At 32.5% G+C, this 19,966-nt stretch carries 16 protein-coding genes; 5 read left to right on the top strand and 11 right to left on the bottom strand.

Features of this window, described 5'->3' with window-relative positions; genetic code table 11:
• Positions 1-671 precede the first annotated feature (671 nt).
• Positions 672-1,907 (bottom strand): ABC transporter permease, encoded by a 1,236-nt coding sequence (locus SHI72_RS21940; RefSeq protein WP_039117848.1) that lies wholly within the window; start codon positions 1,905-1,907, stop codon positions 672-674.
• A 103-nt stretch (positions 1,908-2,010) separates the two neighbouring features.
• Complete coding sequence (locus SHI72_RS21935) at positions 2,011-2,505, bottom strand: YkgJ family cysteine cluster protein (RefSeq protein WP_323491400.1); 495 nt, start codon at positions 2,503-2,505, stop codon at positions 2,011-2,013.
• 74 nt (positions 2,506-2,579) lie between these two features.
• On the opposite strand from SHI72_RS21935, the gene SHI72_RS21930 reads away from it, so the two are divergent.
• Both SHI72_RS21930 and SHI72_RS21925 read left to right on the top strand, forming a co-directional pair.
• Positions 2,580-3,287 carry a class I SAM-dependent methyltransferase gene (locus SHI72_RS21930; protein ID WP_323491399.1) on the top strand — a complete coding sequence of 236 codons (708 nt, stop codon included), beginning with the start codon at positions 2,580-2,582 and terminating at the stop codon, positions 3,285-3,287.
• A gap of 17 nt (positions 3,288-3,304) precedes the next feature.
• The gene (locus SHI72_RS21925; RefSeq protein WP_323491398.1) at positions 3,305-3,847 is read left to right on the top strand and encodes a YfiT family bacillithiol transferase; all 543 of its coding nucleotides are present in this window, start codon (positions 3,305-3,307) and stop codon (positions 3,845-3,847) included.
• A 157-nt stretch (positions 3,848-4,004) separates the two neighbouring features.
• On the opposite strand, the gene SHI72_RS21920 is transcribed toward SHI72_RS21925, so the two are convergent.
• The 7 genes from SHI72_RS21920 to SHI72_RS21890 form a co-directional block, all read right to left on the bottom strand.
• Complete coding sequence (locus SHI72_RS21920) at positions 4,005-4,637, bottom strand: 7-carboxy-7-deazaguanine synthase QueE (protein WP_039112931.1); 633 nt, start codon at positions 4,635-4,637, stop codon at positions 4,005-4,007.
• Positions 4,638-4,738: 101 nt separating this feature from the next.
• Positions 4,739-6,406, bottom strand: coding sequence for a tetratricopeptide repeat protein (locus SHI72_RS21915; RefSeq protein WP_086895449.1), 1,668 nt, complete (start codon positions 6,404-6,406; stop codon positions 4,739-4,741).
• Positions 6,407-6,422: 16 nt separating this feature from the next.
• Positions 6,423-7,343, bottom strand: coding sequence for a PstS family phosphate ABC transporter substrate-binding protein (locus tag SHI72_RS21910; protein ID WP_039112930.1), 921 nt, complete (start codon positions 7,341-7,343; stop codon positions 6,423-6,425).
• Positions 7,344-7,575: 232 nt separating this feature from the next.
• Entirely contained in the window at positions 7,576-8,370 is a 795-nt protein-coding gene (locus SHI72_RS21905) for an energy transducer TonB (RefSeq protein WP_035617235.1), read from the bottom strand.
• A 39-nt stretch (positions 8,371-8,409) separates the two neighbouring features.
• Positions 8,410-8,967 (bottom strand): ExbD/TolR family protein, encoded by a 558-nt coding sequence (locus tag SHI72_RS21900; protein WP_039112928.1) that lies wholly within the window; start codon positions 8,965-8,967, stop codon positions 8,410-8,412.
• Positions 8,968-8,986: 19 nt separating this feature from the next.
• Positions 8,987-9,598 carry an ExbD/TolR family protein gene (locus SHI72_RS21895; protein WP_039112927.1) on the bottom strand — a complete coding sequence of 204 codons (612 nt, stop codon included), beginning with the start codon at positions 9,596-9,598 and terminating at the stop codon, positions 8,987-8,989.
• A 46-nt stretch (positions 9,599-9,644) separates the two neighbouring features.
• Entirely contained in the window at positions 9,645-10,466 is an 822-nt protein-coding gene (locus tag SHI72_RS21890; RefSeq protein WP_035617242.1) for a MotA/TolQ/ExbB proton channel family protein, read from the bottom strand.
• A 379-nt stretch (positions 10,467-10,845) separates the two neighbouring features.
• Between SHI72_RS21890 and SHI72_RS21885 the strand changes: the two genes are divergently transcribed.
• Positions 10,846-12,360 (top strand): helicase HerA-like domain-containing protein, encoded by a 1,515-nt coding sequence (locus SHI72_RS21885; protein WP_323491397.1) that lies wholly within the window; start codon positions 10,846-10,848, stop codon positions 12,358-12,360.
• A 71-nt stretch (positions 12,361-12,431) separates the two neighbouring features.
• Here SHI72_RS21885 and SHI72_RS21880 read toward each other — a convergent pair whose 3' ends face one another.
• Positions 12,432-13,769, bottom strand: coding sequence for an FAD-dependent oxidoreductase (locus tag SHI72_RS21880; protein ID WP_039112925.1), 1,338 nt, complete (start codon positions 13,767-13,769; stop codon positions 12,432-12,434).
• A 217-nt stretch (positions 13,770-13,986) separates the two neighbouring features.
• The gene (locus tag SHI72_RS21875) at positions 13,987-16,374 is read right to left on the bottom strand and encodes a penicillin acylase family protein (protein WP_323491396.1); all 2,388 of its coding nucleotides are present in this window, start codon (positions 16,372-16,374) and stop codon (positions 13,987-13,989) included.
• Between the two features lie 122 nt (positions 16,375-16,496).
• Between SHI72_RS21875 and SHI72_RS21870 the strand changes: the two genes are divergently transcribed.
• Positions 16,497-18,059, top strand: a complete 1,563-nt coding sequence (locus tag SHI72_RS21870) for a hypothetical protein (protein ID WP_323491395.1) — start codon at positions 16,497-16,499, stop codon at positions 18,057-18,059.
• A 107-nt stretch (positions 18,060-18,166) separates the two neighbouring features.
• Positions 18,167-19,966 (top strand): hypothetical protein, encoded by a 1,800-nt coding sequence (locus tag SHI72_RS21865; protein ID WP_323491394.1) that lies wholly within the window; start codon positions 18,167-18,169, stop codon positions 19,964-19,966.

The raw sequence follows: 19,966 nt of genomic DNA, 5'->3' as shown, positions 1-19,966 counted from the left end.
GATCTCTCTTAAAACGGCTGTCAATTCAATATGTCTAGGAACGTGTTCTTCTTTTTTTAATATCGCTTGTTTCTCAAAGCGGGTGCAAAAGTAGAAAAGTCTTTTCTAACTGGCAAGAAATTTATGAAGTTTTTTTTGGAAAATTTTCGTTTCCGTTTTCTTCTTTCTTATCAATCTTTCAAGGAACTTTCCGTTGTTTTGCGGGGTGCAAATGTAACATCCGTTTTCCATTCTCACAAGCTTTTCGAAATCTTTTTTTTTAGAATTTTATTTCTAATTTGATTCGTCTTGCTTGCCAGTATTTAAAGGAACGTTTGTCGTTGTTGCGGGTGCAAAACTACCACCTTTATATAGATAATCAATACTTTTTATAGAGTATTTTTTGTTTATTTTTTAACAGTCTGATAACAGTATGTTTACGGGTGTTGTTTTTTCTTTATCTCTGTCTTTTTAAGACTCTCCCTCTAGGTTTTCCTTGTTTTTGCTGGGTTTTGCTAGGTTTTGCTAGGTTTCGCGCAAAGTCACTAAGGCACAAAGTCTCTTTTATTGTCTTTCTTATGGGAGTTTTGTTGTGTTTTGTATCTCCTAGCCCTGATAGTAGCGAAAATCCTTGTCCTTTTTTCTTTAAAAAGGACAAGATTGTAGCGGATAGCAGGAAATAGCTCCTGAAACTATTCGAATCGTATTGCTTTAACTGGAGAAATCTTCGTTATTATATAGGAAGGAATCAATAACACTAAGAAACAAACTGATACCGTAAGCAGATTTACTAACAATACATATCCCCAGTTGAGATAAACCGGCGCTTGGTTAACATAGTAGTTTTCTGGATTAAGCTGAATCACTCCAAAATGCTGCTGTATCAACAATAGCGAAATCCCAATAAGATTCCCCCAGAACAATCCTCTTAATATAAGGTAAAGTGCATTATAAAGGAAGATTTTACGAATGACCCAATTATTAGCTCCTAATGCTTTTAGGATTCCGATCATTTGTGTGCGTTCTAGTATTAACACCAATAGTGCTACTACCATATTTATTGTTGCTACAATGATCATGATAGCAAGAATAACTATAATATTAAAATCGAAGAGTTGCAACCAATCAAATATATAACTGTATTTTTCGATTATGGTTTTAGTATCTAGCGTTGATGATGTTTGCTGATAGATTTCGTCTCCTGTCGTTTTTATATTATCAAAGTCTTTTAAGAAAACCTCAAATGCCCCAACTTCGTTTGGAGCCCATTTATTAATACGTTGTATATGGCGAATATCTCCTATTATATAGGTAGCATCGAAATCCTGAAATCCTGAATTGAAGATTCCCGCGATTTTGAATCGGCGAACATTTGGTAATTTATTCTGATCTTCTTTTATAAAGAAGGTATTAAACTCATCTCCTACTTTTAGATTTAATCTATCTGCAAGAAATCTCGATAATAACACTTCTTGATTAATTGCTTTGGAATAATCCGGGAGCCTTCCGTCGACTAAATACTCTTTTATATTATTCCAATCATAATCGGCACCAACTCCTTTGAATATTATTCCTTCGAAAGCTGTTTCAGTTCTTATTATTCCTGCTTTACTAGCTATTGCCTGAATATGACTTACCTCTGGAACAGAAGTAAACTTAGGATAAAAGTCTTGCTTTTTGGAAATTGGACTTAACGTTACCTCGGATTGGTTATTATCGTAATTAGAAATAATTACCTGACCATTAAAAGCGGAGACTTTTTCGCGGATTTTTTGTTGCAATCCAATTCCGGTTGCTACTGAAACCAACATCATTATTATTCCGATTGCAATAGCCGAGATTGCAATTTTTATAATTGGTGCTGATATACTGCTTTTATAATCCTTTGCAGTAATAAGTCTTTTGGCTATAAAATATTCTAGATTCAAAATTGATAGGGTTGTCTTATAATATGTTCAAAAATACGGTTTAATAAACAAACATAAATTACTCGTAAAAACAATTACGAAATATTTAAGCCTAAATAGCCTCTTATAAAGGCAAACGCTTTTTCATTGCCTCGACAATATTAAATGCCGCTGGACACATTGCGACGTTTTTAAGCGTTAAATCAGAAATTTGCTGGAATTTTTTACGATCTGTATGCGGGAACTCACGGCAGGCTTTTGGGCGTACATCGTAAATCATGCAATAATTTTCATTATCCAGGAATGTACACGGAACACTTTGCAGAACATAATCTTTATCTTCATCTATACGCAAGTATTGCTCGATGAACTGTTGCGGCTTTTGTCGCAAATGTTTTGAGATACGCTCGATATCGGCATCTGTAAATAAGGGGCCTGTCGTTTTACAACAGTTAGCACATTTTAGGCAATCTGTTTTTTTGAATTCTGCGTCATGTAATTCTCGCATTACATAATCTAAATTCTTAGGTTGTTTCTTTTTAAGCTTATCGAAATACTTTTTGTTTTCGATATGCTTATCTTTGGCTAACTTATTTAAGTTGTTTAAAATTTCTTTCAAGTTTAATTTTTAAAGTTGATTTGCAAAATTAAACAACTTTAAACTCGAAACCTTAAACTTTGAACTAAAATACAATGAAAGACCTTTTTGGGAAAGCAATGCTAGATTTCCAGACCAACAATTCGCCTGAGGATTTAATTACCGAAACCACTATTTCTGAAGCTGACGAAATGAACGTTGCTTATTTGTTTCGCTCTTTTAAAGAAATGCCTAAACTGGAGCAAAAAGCATTAGAACTTGCCAAAGGAAAAATACTTGACGTAGGTTGTGGAGCCGGAAGTCATAGTTTGTATTTACAAAACGAAAGAAATTTAGACGTAACCGCTATAGATATTTCGGAAAAAGCCATTGAAACCTGTAATCTCCGTGGTGTAAAAAATGCCAAAACACAAGATATACTAACTCTAGATGGCGAAAAATACGATACAATTATATTATTAATGAATGGTGTTGGCATTTTTGGAAAACTTCAAAATTGCAATAAATTTTTATCAAAGCTAAAGTCTCTTCTAAATCCTGGTGGACAAATCTTACTGGATAGTTCGGACATTATATATATGTTTGACGAAGATGAAGATGGAGGGAAATGGATTCCATCGGATACTGAGTATTATGGCGAACTCGTTTTTAATATATCTTATAAAGGCGATAAAGAATCTGCTTTTGACTGGTTATACTTAGATTACAATACACTCCAAAATGCAGCTGTCGCTAATGGTTTTAAATGTGAACTTGTTCTAGAAGGCGAACATTATGATTATCTAGCCAAACTTTCTGTTTAAAAAACAAAACACATAACATGGAAAATTTAGATTTAGAAAAATTAAAATATCCTATCGGAAAATTTATAACTCCTGAAAATTATTCTCCTGATTATATTTTAAATAAAATTGAAGAAATCTCTTCTTTCCCCGAAAGACTAAAAAAAGAAGTGATTAGTTTATCCGACGAACAACTTGACACTCCTTATCGACCGGAAGGTTGGACGGTAAGACAACTCATTCATCATTGCGCCGAAAGCCATATGAATTGTTTTATACTAATAAAATGGGCTTTGACTGAGGACAAACCAATAATAAAGGCTTACCACGAGGACCTTTGGGCTGAATTACCTGATAATTTGACAATGCCTATACAACCCACTTTGTCTTTATTGGATGGTTTGCATTTTCGTTTAGGATACATCATGAAAAGCTTATCTCAAGCAGAACTTGAAAAAACTTTTATTCACCCCGAAAATAATTCTATAGTTTCTATCAAGCAAATGATAGGAACGTATGCCTGGCACGGTAATCATCATTTAGCTCACATTACAGCTCTGAAGAAACGCAAGGGATGGTAATTATATTTGTTTTCCTAGCTAAACTCAAAATGAAAACATTTTACACAGCTTGTATACTATTTATACATATTGGTTATCATACATAATTAGCGATAAAAACAAAAGCCTCTTCATGCATGAAGAGGCTTTTGTTTTTGTAACATATAAATATCCTTGATTAAGGAATATTCAAATATTTATGTGTTTGAAGTGATACTCTCCATTTCGGATTATTCATGACATACTCTACAATAAGAGGAGTCATTTCTTCTTTTTTACTCCATTCCGGCTGAAGAAACAATATTGCTTTTCCGTTTACTAGTTCTGCTTGTTCTTCGGCAAAGATAAAATCATGCTTATTGTAAATAATTACTTTTAATTCATGTGCATTATCATAAACTGTTTGCGTTGGCAATTTATTCTTTTTTGGAGAAAGACAAATCCAATCCCACGTTCCTGTAAGCGGATAAGCTCCTGAGGTTTCGATATGAACTTTTAGATTTTTATTTTTTAATTCTGTCGTAAGTACAGTCATATCCCATGTTAATGGCTCTCCACCTGTAACAACAACTGTATCAGCATATTTACTTGCATTATTTACAATTAAATCAACACTTGTAGGCGGATGCAATTCTGCATTCCAACTTTCTTTAACATCACACCAATGACAACCTACATCACACCCTCCAATACGGATAAAATAAGCTGCTGTACCTGTATGAAATCCTTCTCCCTGAATCGTGTAAAACTCTTCCATTAAGGGTAACATTGCACCTTTATTTACTTCTAATTGTATTTCTTTTGATAACATTACTAAATTTTAAAGTGCAAAGATAGTCAATAAAAAATGGAACAATAAAAAAACCGATAATTCAAAGAACTATCGGTTTTAAAATATTAAGAATCTTTATATTATTTTAAAGTATTCAAAGATTGTGTAGCATAAGCATTAGTAGGATCCAATGCTAAAGTTTTATTAAAATACTCAATTGCTTTCGCTTTATCTGTATTTGCATAACTTGCTGCGATGTTATTGTAAGCCTCTACGAATTTAGCTTTAACTGCTGGTTTAGCAATTTCTTCAGCTCCTTTTTCAGTAGATTTTGCAATATAATCTTCGTAGTTTTTAGTCATTGCCTCATCATTCTCAAGCAATCTGTTTGTTCTTGCTCTATAAAGGTAAGCCTCTTGATAAGTTGGTGAAGCTGTAATTACATTTACAAATGCAGCATCTGCTTTTTGTAAAGCAATTGCATCTGGCTTAGTATTAGCTTTGTTGTTATCATAGTAGATAGACAAACCATAGTAGATATTATCATCTAAATAAGTTGCAGACTCAGGAACTTTTGTACCAAATTCAAAAAGTGCTCCTGATTCTTTGTATAATTTTTTACCAAACAATACTTTTCCAAGATCACCTAAATCCTGAACCGCTAAAGGCTCCATTGCAATAGCTTTTCTAATCTCTACCAAACCTGCTTCGAATGCAGCTGGATCAACTGAAGTACCTTCAGCATTTGTTCCTTTTTTGATTTTAGCAAAACCTAAATACAAATAATCTTTTGCAATAATTTTATTTTTAGGATTTTTTACATAATCCTCTAATGATTTGATAGCAACATCTACATTACCATTTTCATATGCAGCATATCCTAAATATCTGAAGATTCTAGGGTTTACTTTATCCAATTCGATCATTTTGTTTGCCTCAACTTCTAAAGCTTTATAATCTTTTACAAGAATTAAAAAGTCTGCATGACGCATTCTTGAATGTATAGAATAATCCGTAAGCGTTAAATATTTTTCATAGCTAGTAATAGCTTTTTGCATATTCTCTTCTGACTTAGAAGGCTTGTTTCTTCCCCATTTGTAATATGTTTCAGCTAATTCTCTGTAAACAGGACCATAATTAGGATCTAATGCAATAACTTCATTAAAAGATTTAATAGCTTCATCGTAAGATTTAGCTCCTTTTAATAATACTCCTAGTTGCATTTTTGCTCTCAACAATGTTGGATCTGCTTGGAATGCATTACGATATGATTTGTAAGCTTCGTTTTGATTATTGTCTCCATAATATGCATCTCCAAGTGCTAAAAGTACTTGAGCATTTTGTGGATCTACTGCTACCGCACGATTTAAAGAAGTTATAGCACTTTTGTAATCTGGATTAACAGAATTCATGTATGCTTTACCGATATAGATAAATTCCTCTACATCTTTTCTTTTCATTGGCTTTATAGCTGAAGCAAAATTAGCCTGAGCTGCAGTTGTATTTTTATTATCTAAATCTAATTGACCTAAACCAATATAACCAAGATTAGCACGGCTAGATGCAGCTGTACTATTAAGGTAATATATTTTTGCAGAGTCAGCAACTTGTTGACTTAAATAAATATTACCCAATATAAATGGAGCTTCACCATCAGTTGGTTTTGCTTTTATAATTGATTGTAAAACTGATTTTGCTTTTTCAAATTGCTCTGCATCGATAGCTTTTTTAGCTTGACTTATGTCTTGTGCATAAGTTCCAGCAGCTGTAGCCATTAACGCAACACTAAAAATTTTAAATTTATTCATCTCTGTTGTAATTAATTTATTCTTTTTCGTTAATAATTTCACTTCTAACATTGAGTTTTCTTCCAGGAACACGTATTGGTAACAATCCAGATTTTAAAACTATTCTTTGTCCAATATCGCCTCCTACAAAAGAAGCAAACCCAATACCTAATCCTGAGTATCCTTGACAATTGATAATATACAAATCACGTGCCAAAGGATAAGTACCCTCTGCTATATTGTTTTGAGTTGGAGCAACAAATTTATCACTAGTAAGACCTTTTACGCTCAATACATTAACTTTAGCAACAAAATCTTTCATTTTAGGAGATGGTTGTGACAACCAATTTACTCCTACAACTCCTACCATTCCTTTATTCTCAGATACAAATTTAATTACTTCTTCATTTGTTTTAAATGAAAAAACTCCTTCTTTAGGAATATCTTTAGTTCCTGCCAAAGTTTTTAAATAGCGCACTGTACTAGAGTTTGGATTATCAAAAACTAATCCTTTGATACTTGCTTCGGGTTTACCTTGCATTAAATTAATCACTGTTTTCAACGCAATTAAAGTATCATTATTGTCTTTGTTTGAAATAAATGCAATTGCATCTGTAGCAACTGGCGTTACTCTAGGGGCAATTTTCTTTTTATTAAAAACTTCTCTCTCTTCTTTTGTCAAATCTCTTGCTGTAAAAGCAACAGTAGCTTTTTGATTTAGTAAATCATTAATAAGTTCCGCTTCTGATTTTGGTTTTATAGCAATTTTTGCATCATAAGTGCTTTCAAAAATAAGCACCTGATCCTCAACAATAGGAACCAACGTTTCATCTACAGTAATATCCATAGATCCTTTTAGTATTGATTCTTTGTCTACTTTACTTTTATCTTTCTGATTACAAGTAATAAACAATAAACCAAACAATACTAAAAACAAAACTTTACTATTCTTTAGCATAACTAATCAGTGTTTGAATTAAAAAACCTCACAAATCTTATAAACGAATATACGATTAATAATATACCAAAAGCAACTCTATATTTAAATTCCATTGCAATTGGTAAAGCTTTCCAAAAAATAATTACTAAACCTATTACAAAATACATTAGAAAGAAGAACATTCCTAAAACAAGAAGAAATCGCTCTTTTAGCGATTTCTTCTTAATATTATCAAGCAGTTTCTTCAACATTAGTCTGCAGATTGAATAGTAATAGGAAGAGAGTATAATACCCTAACTTTTTTACCATTTTGCTCACCTGGATTCCATTTTGGACATTTCTTTAAAACTCTAATAGCTTCGGTTCCTGTTCCATAACCAATATCTCTTAAAACTTTAATGTCTGTTAACGATCCATCTTTTTCAACTACGAAAGTAACATATACTTTACCTTTCAATCCTTCTTCTTCTGGAGTTTTGTAGTTATTACCTACAAACTTGTAGAATTTTTCAATCCCTCCAGGGAATTCAGGTTTTACTTCGATACCTGCTGTGTTGTAAATTTGTGTATCTTCTTCAACTACCGCAGCTGTTCCTGTACCTACTGGCTCAACAGTTAATACTGCATCAGGATCTCCTTTAATAGTTTCAGCACCAATTTTTTTCTCTTTAAGCTCCACTAATTTTGGCGGCTCTTCAGTTACTTCATCAGCTTTTGCTACAACTGGCTTCACGAACTTCACTTGATCCACTTTTGGAGGTGGAGGTGGTGGAGGCGGAAGGTTTGGTTTTACCTCCTCTTTTTTAGGTGGTAATTTTACAGTGGTAATCTTAATATCCTTACTTGCCTCATCTGCTTTAGAATCTGGCAAAAGGCTTGCAATAACTGGCGCAGCAACAGCAATTGAAAAAATAACTGACCCAACGATAAGTGCTCTTACCGTAGTTTTTGTGTTAGATTTTCTTAACTCATATGCACCATATATCTTATTACGCCCTTCGAATACGATATCAAGCCACTGGTTTTTTATAATATCTAATTTCATTTTTCTTGATTATTAGGGTGTTAAAAGATAAGATTGCTCTTATTTTTTCTCTACCAATTTTGTTTCCTCTGGCGAAAACTCATTAACGATTGCATAGGTTTCTACGCCAGTAATAGCCATTTCGTCCAAGATATCAACCAAATTACGGTAACTAGATTTTTTCGTAGGTTTTATAATTACGATAATTCCGTTTTTTGGTTTCCCAATTCCAGCAGAATATTCTAAAACAGATTTTTTTCTGCTTACTAATTCTTTACGGATTCCGTCTTTCCCATAAGCAATATCTTTAGGTCCAGCGATAGGAGTTGCTAACAATCCCATATAATAAGTTAATTTATTATCTGGGCCTAATAATAAAGTCATTGTACGATTTTCATCTACTTTAATATCATTCTTTTCATTAGGATCCTTCTCTTTATCTGGCAACCCCAAGTTCATCGATTGAGGCTTTGACAACGTTGTGGTAAGCATAAAGAATGTGATTAGTAAGAAAGCCAAATCTACCATCGCAGTTAAATCTACTTTTGAGTTTTGCTTTTTACTTCTTACTTTACCACCTTTTCCGCCTCCACCGCCGTCGGTATTTAATTCAGCCATTTTAGTGTATGTTTTTTAATTAAAAGTCTTTTCCTCTCAAACCAGTAACTAAGCTAAAGGTATTGATTTTTTGATCTTGCAAGATGTCCATTACTTTATGAATCGCAGGATACTCTTCTTTAGCATCACCTTTTATCGCAAATTGTAATTCTTTATCAGCAATTTCAATATTTGCAATACGCGCATTGTAAATCCATTCTTTTAACTGATTATCTAAAGAATCTTTAGGAATACCAGGTTGATCAGCTTTACTTCTATCAGCCGCTTTCATGTCAATGATTTGCTTTAAACTTGTAATTGGAACTCCAAATCCTTCCATTAGAGCAAATTCAGTTTTATCATTGTCAGAAAAAGCAACACCGTATTTCTCACCCATTAGCTCCAAAGTTCTTTTACGAACTTCTCTTCCTTTTAAATCAAAAAATACTTTTCCTTTTCCTATTGTAAGTGTAGCTAAATCCGTTTCAGGTAATTTAGTTTGTACAGTAGATGAAGGCGTGTCTACAGGAAGTGCCTCAGGCACTTTTGCAGTAGCAGTCAAAATAAAGAATGTCAACAAAAGAAATGCAACATCACACATGGCAGTCATGTCCGTAGACGTTGACTTTTTTTTCATTTTTATTTTTGCCATTATCTTTTATTTTAAATTTAGCACAATAATCATGCTAAAAAATTATTTATTGTTTTAAACTTCCTCTAAAGTGTCTGTAAGTATTTACGATTGTAGTACCTGCTTCGTCAATAGAATAAGTTAAATCATCAATTTTAGATGTAAAGAAGTTGTAAGCAATAATAGCAAAGATAGAAGTACTAATACCAGTTGCAGTATTTACAAGTGCCTCAGAAATACCATTTGCAAGTGCAGCTTGGTCAGGAGAACCTGTAGAAGCTAACGCGCTAAATGCTTTAATCATACCAGATACTGTTCCTAACAATCCTCCTAATGTACCTAAAGATACTAATGAAGAAATGATTGTCATGTTTTTCTCTAACATTGGCATTTCTAATGAAGTAATCTCTTCGATTTCTTTGTGGATAGTTTCAGAAGCTTCTTCACTGTTGAAACCTTCTTTTTTAACTTCTTGATATTTAATTAAAGCTGATTTAATTGCATTTGCAACTGAACCTTGTTGTTTGTCACAAGAAGCGATAGCTGCATCAATGTTTCCTTCTTTAATGCTTCCTTGTACACTTTTCATGAATTTATCTAAGTTTGCTTTTCCAGCAGCTTTAGAGATAACTGTAAATCTTTCAATAGAAAATACGATAACCATTAATAACATACCTAACAAAACAGGAACGATAATACCTCCATGGTAAACCATACCTAATATATTCAACGGGTGCCCTTCAACTGTACCACCTTCAAAATTCGATGGAGAACCCATTAGGAAATTCCAAATACACCAACCCACAAAAATACATGCTGCAATAATCAATCCTGACACCATTCCTCCGCCATTTGAAGTACTTTCCTTTTTAACTTTAACGTTTGCCATTTTTTTTAATTTTAATAGTTTTAAATAATTTTTATTTTTTAGTTATAATAAACTTGTAGTGCAGCAAATTTATATTTTTAGTTTAAATAAAAAAACTTTTTTCAATTTAATTCCAATTAATTTAACCTTAAAACAAAAAATATCTAATTGAATTAATTGTATTTTAAATAAAATCGAAGTAAAAAAATAATTATTTATGATAAAATTTACAACGATTTAGTAAAAAGCAATGCAATCTCTCAAAATCTTCATAATGTGTTAAGAAAATATTTTTTATTATTATTTTTAACAAAATTAGTTTTTTTTTACGCTAACATAGCTAAATTAAACGTTTTAAGAAAAAATCTATACCTTGCAACTGAATTAATGTTACATAAATATGAGCCAAAAAGACGAATTTATTCAAAGTATAAATGACGGTTATCAAACCAAAGGGGAAAGTATTATTCTTGGTGGAGCAATTTTCGATGGGGAACCTCTAAATGCACACGTAAAAATCCCATTAAAAACATTAAACCGTCACGGATTAATAGCTGGAGCGACTGGAACTGGAAAAACTAAGACGATTCAGGTACTATCTGAGCAACTTTCATTAGCAGGAATCCCTGTTTTGATGATGGATATTAAGGGAGATTTTAGTGGTATTGCTAAAGAAGGTGAAGAAAAGTCTTTTATTACCGAACGTCATGCAAAAATCGATATACCTTATAATATATCCCAATTTCCTGTAGAATTAATGTCTCTTTCTGAACAAAGCGGGGTTAGATTACGCGCTACAGTTTCAGAATTTGGACCTGTTTTATTCTCTAGAATATTAGGTTTAAATGATACTCAATCGGGTGTTATTTCGGTAATTTTTAAATATTGTGACGATAATAAAATGCCTTTATTAGATTTAAAGGACATTAAAAAGGTCATTAATTATATTACTGAAGAAGGAAAAGATGAAATCGCAGCCAGTTATGGCAAGATATCTACAGCCACAACTGGAACAATTCTCCGAAAAATAATCGAACTGGAACAACAAGGAGCAGATATCTTTTTTGGTGAATTATCATTTGAAATTGATGATTTAATGCGCATCGACGAAAACGGTAAAGGATACGTAAATATCATTCGTTTAACGGATATTCAGGATAAACCTAAATTATTCTCGACTTTTATGTTGAGTTTACTTGCCGAAATATACCAACAAATGCCCGAAAAGGGAGATGTTGACCAACCTGAATTAGTCATTTTTATAGATGAAGCGCACTTAATTTTCAACGAAGCTAGTAAAGTATTGCTAGAGCAAATTGAAACTATTGTAAAACTTATTCGTTCAAAAGGAGTTGGAGTTTATTTTGTAACTCAAAACCCAATGGATGTACCAAGTGGAGTTTTAGCACAGTTAGGTTTAAAGATTCAGCATGCTTTAAGAGCCTTTACAGCAAATGACAGGCAAGCCATCAAGAAAACTGCCGACAACTACCCTACATCTAAATATTATAAGACTGACGAACTACTTACAAGTTTAGGAATAGGAGAAGCTCTAGTTACAGCCTTAAATGAAAAAGGAGTTCCAACACCATTAGTAGCCACTATGATGCGAGCACCAATGAGCAGAATGGATGTATTAACAGAAAGTGAAATTCAGGAAATTAACCAAAAATCAAAATTGGTTAAAAAATATAGCGAGGTAATCGACCGTGAAAGTGCTTACGAAATATTAACCAAGAAAATTAGCGATGCCGAACAAGAAGCTTCTTCTCAACAAGAAGAGAAAACTTCTCAGAAAACGAGTAATGAACCAAGTACTGCAAGCGTAGTTGGTAAATCAGTACTAAAAGTAGTAACCAGTGCTACTTTTATAAGAGGTGTGTTTGGCGTTTTATCAAAAATGTTCAAGAAGTAAATTCTAAAAAACAAGAAACCCTTTTAATGTTGTATTAAAAGGGTTTCTTGTTTTATATATCTAACTATATCTTATTTTAATAAATCAAGGATCTTATTTTCAACAACTGGACTATCCCAAATAGCTTCTATATTTTCCATTCTTAAAACCTCTTCCATAATCGTATTCTGAAAATCTCCTATTGCCAATGCTTCGGCATAAGGGCGATCACTAAAAGTAACACGACTATAAAGCGGAATCCATTTATCTGGATGTTTATCCGAAAAAGCTTTTTCTATCTTTTTTTGTAACAAGAATTTTTCATCAGCCGTTTTCGTACTCATTTCCATAAAATTGCGATACGAAAGTTCTGCAATTGCATCCGCATTGGGTTTACGTGAAATTTCATACTCAGAGAAGATCTTTTTCCAATCATCTCCATATTTAAGAATCATTTCGTACAAAACCGTGATATCTTCAAAACCAGCATTCATTCCTTGTCCATAAAAAGGAACAATAGCATGACACGCATCGCCGATTAAAGCAATCTTATCACTATAAGTCCAAGGAAAACATTTCATAGTTACCAATGTACTTGTAGGATTATTAAAGAAATCTTCGGCTAATTTTGGTATAACCTCAATAGAATCCGGGAAGTTTTTCTCAAAAAAGTCTTCAACCTGTTTTCTATCCGTTAGCGAATCAAAAGAATTTTCTCCTTCAAAAGGCATAAACAAAGTACACGTAAAACTACCATCCAAGTTAGGCAATGCAATAAGCATATATTCCCCACGTGGCCAAATATGAAATGAGTTTTTATCTAGTTTATGTGTCGCATTAGGATTTGCCGGAATATTTAATTCCTTATATCCCATATTCAAGAATTCCTGCGAATAATTAAACATGCTTTGGCGTTGCATACGATGACGAATTCTAGAAAAAGCACCATCGGCTCCAAAAACCATATCGTATTTTTTCTCTTCCCACTCCCCTCTTTCCGTATCACCAATATGTAATGTAGCATCGCTTAAAGTTACATCCCATATCTTTTGCTCAAAGAAAAAATCGGCTCCGGCATTTTCTGCCAAATCAATCATTTTACGGTTTAAGGTTCCTCTCGAAATCGAATAAATACTTTCGCCTTCTTGTCCGTAATTCTGAAAATTAAGTTTATCAACCAAATGTATGGCTCGCTTATCCATCGGAATAGCAATTTCTCGAACAGCATCTCCTACACCAACGCCATCTAGTGCTTTCCAGCCTCGATTAGACATTGCCAAATTTATCGATCGTCCCGAAAAATTAATTTTACGAATATCTGGGCTTCGATCATAAACATGAACTTCATGACCTTCCTTTTTAAGATAAATTGCCAACAATGAGCCAACCAATCCAGAACCTACAATAGCAATTTTAAGTGGAGTTTGCATCAAAAAAAAATGTGATTATACGCTCGTAAAAATAAGTATATAATCTATAGAATAGGCTATAAATCAAAGAAATATTTGGGCGTGCCCCTCCCAAAAAGGTCGGGTCAGGCTTTTCGCTACAATCTTTTTTTCGTTCCTCAAAAAAGGATTTTCACTTCAATCCTTCACGCAATCAGTTAGATAATGAAATAAATCCAGATATAAAACCTTCCATTTTCTATCTTGGTTTAAAAACCAGTTTAGTCGAAGTTTTAACAATCTCCTCCTTATTTAATTTCATTTTTCGGAACTTTCCTGCATTATAAAGCTCGGCTTGATCCTTATAATGTTTACTAAATGGATTCCCAGATTGCCCTGTTGGCAAAATACTCCAACTATTTTCTATATCCGAGAAGTCAATAATCCTTCTTGTCGATGGTCCGCCTTTTACATTATAAACTCCTTTATCAGTAAAATCAAAAAACTGATTATTGATTACTTCAGTTGAGCCAGAAACCGCAAAAGGCCCAGCATTAAAGATTCCTCTTAAAGCAGCCACTTGCCCTAAAGGATGATGATACTCTACAGTATGTACTTTCTCCCATTTCCAGTCTTGAACCGTATTCCCTAATTGCTTCTCAAGTCCCGCAATTGCTTCATGAAATGATTTTGTTAAAATATCTTTCTTAGTTTCTTTTACATTTTTGGTCAATATATTGTCCCACCAAACCGAGTTTTCGTTTTGTATTTGTTTCGCTATAATTTGTTTTACAAGATGTGTTTCTAAGAAATTTTTAAAATTTTCTTCTCTCAATTCATCTTCAAAAGTGTTTTTTAAATACGCATATACCCATTTATTGTAAATCGTAGGTGCAACATCTTCCAGATTATTAGTTCCTTTCCAATCCTTAAGAATAGATAATGCCTGTTTTTCATTTGCTGTAAGCGATTCATTTTTTACATTCAAAAGTAAATTCTGAACCACCGTTGGAGCAACTGGAGATGTATTATCAAAAATCATTTTACTAATCGCTTCTTTATCCCAATCAGATTTTGCATCAAGCAATTGCGTAATTCTTTTAGCACGATCTTCTGGTAAATAATATCCAGGATATAAAAACCCATCGATAACTTCTGGCTGATTATTAGCCGAATATACATAACCCCATTTTGGATTTTCTGCCGATGGATTTTTGGAGAAATCCAAATATTCGGCAATATCATCTTTACCACTTGCCCCATCCAGAATAAAATTAGGATTTACACCTTTATTATGCTTGTATAAAGTTCCGGTTGCCCACCATCCTACATTACCTTTTGCATCACCATACATTACATTTAAGCCCGGAGCAGCAACAAGTGAAACCGCTTTCTTAAAATCATTTTTATTCTTTGCATGCGAAAGTCCATAAACAGCATCTAGAATTTTTATAGGCTGTTGCGTATAAACCCAAGACATTGCGATAGGATTATTACTATTCTTTAAATCTTCGATCAAGCCATTCATAACAGGACCATGGCGGCTTATTTTTACATCTACAATAACATCCGATGAATCTTTAACCTTTATAACCTTCTTTCTGGTTTCGTATTTTTCAAAACCATTTGGCGTTTTATATTCATTAGCATCTCCCGATTTATTTTCTTCTTGATAAAAATCGATATCATCATTTTCGAACATTGTTAATCCGTATGCATAATCACGATTATGACCTAATAAAGGATATGGCGTTCCAGCAAGATAACAACCATATAATTCAAAATCCGGAGTTATCAAATGTGCCTCATACCAAGTTCCTGGTTGAGAAAATCCGATATGCGGATCATTAGCAAAAATAACCTTTCCATTTTTCGTTTTCTGAGGAGAAACCACCCAACTATTACTTCCTATAAAAGGAGGAATTGGAGATTTTTCAAGAAGCGAAGCAACAGATTTTGAAATCACTGCAAATTCTTCTGGATTCTCTTTTGCATTTCTTATCTGAGTCGTATTAAATTCTCCATTTAAACCAAAATCTTTTAAATATTCATTTCCGTATTTATTACGAATATCAGTCATTAAAGGATCTGTCTTTTGTGCCATTGCAAAACTGAAAGACATATACCCAAAAATATTATAAACATCTTTTATAGTAAATTTTTCTTTTTTCACTCCAACCAACTGAAATTCTATTGGTGTAACTCCTTCTTCCAAATATTGATTAATTCCATCCAGATAAGCCATCGTTAATTGATAACTCGGGCTATTTTTATCCAATTGCGCAATTGCTTTCGCCGAAGCTTCTTCTATTCCTAATCCCGAAAAAAATTTATCGTTCTTTAGCATTACCGAACCAAAAATTTCCGACAATCTCCCTGATGCAATACGACGCATCAACTCCATTTGCCACAAACGATCCTGAGCGTGTACATAACCCAAAACTGTCATGGCTTCTTTTTGTGAATTTGCATAAATATGTGGCACTCCAAAATCATCAAAATATACCGTTGTCTCTTTTTGAATGTTTTTCAGTTTTACTTCTCCTTCATATTTCGGTTTTAAATGAAAAATATAAGTACATAAACCGATTCCTAAAACAACAAGTATCAAGAACAAAACAAGCAGTATTTTTTTGATTTTTTTCATGTTTCTAAATTGTATAAATAAATATTTTAATGAAATGTATTATTATCAAAATCACAATTGTATCCAAAAGTTATTCCTTTTAAGTCTTTAAATTTATATATTTAAAATAAAATATGCACTAAATGTCTTTAAATAAAAAAATAATCATAGGAATCATTTCGTTTTTAGCCCTCTTGTTTTTAATAAATTCAGGGCTAAATTTTTGGGTAAAAAAACAACTCCCAAAAATCATTCAGGACAATAATAAAACGCCGTATCAAATTACATACGAAACAATAAAAATAGACCTTTGGGCGGCCGATATTTATGCATCTAATATTGTTATTAATCCTAAAAATGCACCAAAAAACGATACTACCAAAATTGGAATTTATTCTAAAATAAAAACAGTTGCCATAAATGATTTCAGCATCTGGAATCTTGTATTTAATGATGTGTTACGTGCAAAAAGCATCACGATAGATCATGCGCGAGTAATCTTGTATAAAAAAGATGAAAATGCAATTGACAACAGCAATAGTATTCGTACACAAGTAATTGAACCTTTCCAGAAAATCATTGTTGTTTCTAATATTTATCTCAATGAAGCAAGTTTAGACATCATGTCTACCAAAACAAATAAGCCTATGTTATACACTCGAAATATCGCTATTGTATTAGAAGGAATTGTTGTTAATGATGAAATTCTTAAACAGAAAATCCCTTTTTCGTATCAAAAATACGCCCTAAATTGTGATAGTATATATTACAAGCCAAACCCCTTTTACACCATTAATGCGTCGCAAATAACAACTAATAATCATTCTTTAAAAGTAAAAAACTTCAGTTATATCCCTTTATATTCTCGCCATCAATTTGTACAGAAATTAGCTAAAGAAAAAGATCTTTTTACCATAAAGGCAACTGATATAAATATCAATTCGATGAATTGGGGATTTAAAAATGATGTGTTTTTCTTTAATGCAAATTCTATTGTTTTTGATGATTTAGATGCAAATATCTATCGAAATAAAATACCCGCAGATGATTTAAGTAAAAAACCATTGTATAATGCATTACTCCGAAAGATTCCGTTTCCACTAAAAATTGACACCCTTTCTATCCGAAATTCAAAATTAGTATATGAAGAAGAAATCAATTTCCAGAAAGGACCTGCAATATTAACTTTCAGTCGTTTTAACTTAAACGCTACAAATCTGCAGAGTGGTTTTGGATTAAAAAAAGCACCCGATTTAGATATTAAAATCAATTGCCTTTTTATGAAAAACTCTCCTTTAAAAGTACATTGGACATTAAATGTGCTAGACAAAAACGATGGTTTCCGTATAAAAGGGAGTATTGCCAAATTTGATGTTCAGGCCATGTATGCTTTCACAAAACCATATACTAATACATCGTTTAAAGGTACTTTTGATGATTACCATTTTGATATTACTGGAAACGACAAAAAGGCTACAGGAAATGCAAGCTTAAAATACAAGGACTTAAAAGTTACTTTATACAAAAAGAAAGATCCTGAAAAAGAGGCAAAATTAAAAACTTCTTTAGCTAATTTAATCCTTAAAAAAGACTCTGATAATGAAGCTAAAAAAACTGAAATAGAATTAGAACGAATTCAGGAAAAGTCTTTTTATAATTTTTTATGGAGAGGTATAGCTGAATCTTTTAAGAAAATTTTAATTTAATCACACCAAAAAACAAACTTAATCCGCTATAAACATGATATATATCAGTTTTTTTATAAAATGATTTTACAACATTTGTCATTTATTAAATTTTATAATAATCTCAAATGACAAAAACCCCCATACACTCTTTTCATATCCCTGTAATGGGACTCGCTTATACTATTGACAGCCCGATTCGAGTAGCTAAATATGGTATTTCATCGGTAATCTCGATTGCAGATGATGAGTTAATTGAAAAGATGACCGCTTTTTATTCTGAAAAATTCAATTCTTCTTATCAGGAAATAAGCCAAAAAATTCACGATTACAGAGCCAAACGTATTACAACCTACTTAAACTTAGTAGATAAAATCGTAAAACAAAAATTTGAAAATTTTAAAACCGAATTATCTGAGAGCAAACAAGCGCTGGAAAACTATATCTCGATGCTGCCTAATAGTTCTGAGATAAAAAAAGGTTTTTTAAACTTAATGGAAGATGGTATTTCGTTTAAAGAAAACATCCAAAATTATATCGAATCACATCTTTCTGCAGGAGCAATTGATGTAAATATTATGACAAAACTTGATAAAGATAACTTTATCAAAGACGAACAATTACCTATTGAATTTAATGATGCTCATGCAGCTCTTCGTGGTTTTGCAAACAGCAATCTAGAATCTTCTTTAGTTCTTTCTGCCGGAATGAATCCTAGACTATATAGTTACTTTGAGAATTTCCCAGACTTTTTTCCAAACAGTAATAATGAGCTTAAAAAGAAAATTATACTAAAAGTAAGTGATTTTAGATCAGCCATGATTCAAGGTAACTTTTTGGCAAAAAAAGGACTTTGGGTTTCTGAATATCGTATAGAATCAGGATTAAACTGTGGCGGACATGCATTTGCTACCGAAGGTTTATTATTAGGTCCTATCTTAAAAGAATTTAAGCAGAAAAAAGATCAATTGATTCAATCTGCTCATGATTTAATGGTAAAAGCGTTACAGCAAAAACAATTTCTAGTTCCCGAAAATCCTTTACCTCTTAAAATTACCGTACAAGGTGGTGTAGGAACTGCCGAAGAACACGAGTTTTTATTAGATAATTACAGTGTAGATTCTGTAGGTTGGGGAACTCCTTTTTTATTAGTTCCGGAAGCGACATCTGTAGATCAGCCTACTCGCAACTTATTAATGAAAGCTCAAGAAGAGGATTTATATTTAAGTCATATTTCTCCTTTAGGCGTACCGTTTAATACCTTAAGAGGAACCTCTAACGAAATCCTGAAACAAAAACGTATTCACGATAATAAAGCAGGAAGTTCTTGCCCGAAGAAATTTTTGGCATTAAGCAAAGAATATGATCCAAAAGGAACTTGTTCGGCTTCAAAAAAATACCAAGATTTAAAATTAGCCGAATTAGAAACTATAAAAGATACTGTTTCACCAGAATCTTTTGAAAGATCAAAAGCTGCTATTACCGAAAAATCATGTTTATGTGTAGGACTCGCAAATGCATCTTATATAGAGAACGATATTAAAATAAAAGGACAAGCGCAAGGTGTTGTTATATGCCCTGGTCCAAATATGGCCTATTTTGACCAAGAAGTATCTCTGAACGATATGGTACAGCACATCTACGGAAACAAGTCGGTTATACGCGTTAAAAATCGTCCGAATTTATTCGTAAAAGAATTAAAGATGTATCTGGATTATTTTAAGAAAGATATCGAGAATATTTCGGCAGAAATAACAGCTGCACAAACTAAAAAATTACAAGCTTTTAAAGACAATCTTTTAAGCGGAATTGCATATTACGAAAATCTGCTTGCAGCTTCTTCTTATTTTAAGAATGATAAAGCAGAAATTCAAAATCAATTTAATGATTATAGAACTAAGCTTATTGCTATAACTATTCCATCATAA

The sequence above is a fragment of the Flavobacterium sp. PL02 genome (genome assembly GCF_035013205.1).
Lineage (GTDB): Bacteria > Bacteroidota > Bacteroidia > Flavobacteriales > Flavobacteriaceae > Flavobacterium.
The sequence above is the reverse complement of the archived record's forward strand: the minus strand, read 5'-3'. Positions and strand labels throughout refer to the sequence as shown.

Coding starts and splice junctions, on each gene's coding strand:
- SHI72_RS21930 (WP_323491399.1), top strand. CDS start 2,580: ATGAAAGACCTTTTTGGGAAAGCAATGCTAGATTTCCAGACCAACAAT.
- SHI72_RS21925 (WP_323491398.1), top strand. CDS start 3,305: ATGGAAAATTTAGATTTAGAAAAATTAAAATATCCTATCGGAAAATTT.
- SHI72_RS21920 (WP_039112931.1), bottom strand. CDS start 4,637: ATGTTATCAAAAGAAATACAATTAGAAGTAAATAAAGGTGCAATGTTA.
- SHI72_RS21915 (WP_086895449.1), bottom strand. CDS start 6,406: ATGAATAAATTTAAAATTTTTAGTGTTGCGTTAATGGCTACAGCTGCT.
- SHI72_RS21910 (WP_039112930.1), bottom strand. CDS start 7,343: ATGCTAAAGAATAGTAAAGTTTTGTTTTTAGTATTGTTTGGTTTATTG.
- SHI72_RS21905 (WP_035617235.1), bottom strand. CDS start 8,370: ATGAAATTAGATATTATAAAAAACCAGTGGCTTGATATCGTATTCGAA.
- SHI72_RS21900 (WP_039112928.1), bottom strand. CDS start 8,967: ATGGCTGAATTAAATACCGACGGCGGTGGAGGCGGAAAAGGTGGTAAA.
- SHI72_RS21895 (WP_039112927.1), bottom strand. CDS start 9,598: ATGGCAAAAATAAAAATGAAAAAAAAGTCAACGTCTACGGACATGACT.
- SHI72_RS21890 (WP_035617242.1), bottom strand. CDS start 10,466: ATGGCAAACGTTAAAGTTAAAAAGGAAAGTACTTCAAATGGCGGAGGA.
- SHI72_RS21885 (WP_323491397.1), top strand. CDS start 10,846: ATGAGCCAAAAAGACGAATTTATTCAAAGTATAAATGACGGTTATCAA.
- SHI72_RS21880 (WP_039112925.1), bottom strand. CDS start 13,769: ATGCAAACTCCACTTAAAATTGCTATTGTAGGTTCTGGATTGGTTGGC.
- SHI72_RS21875 (WP_323491396.1), bottom strand. CDS start 16,374: ATGAAAAAAATCAAAAAAATACTGCTTGTTTTGTTCTTGATACTTGTT.
- SHI72_RS21870 (WP_323491395.1), top strand. CDS start 16,497: ATGTCTTTAAATAAAAAAATAATCATAGGAATCATTTCGTTTTTAGCC.
- SHI72_RS21865 (WP_323491394.1), top strand. CDS start 18,167: ATGACAAAAACCCCCATACACTCTTTTCATATCCCTGTAATGGGACTC.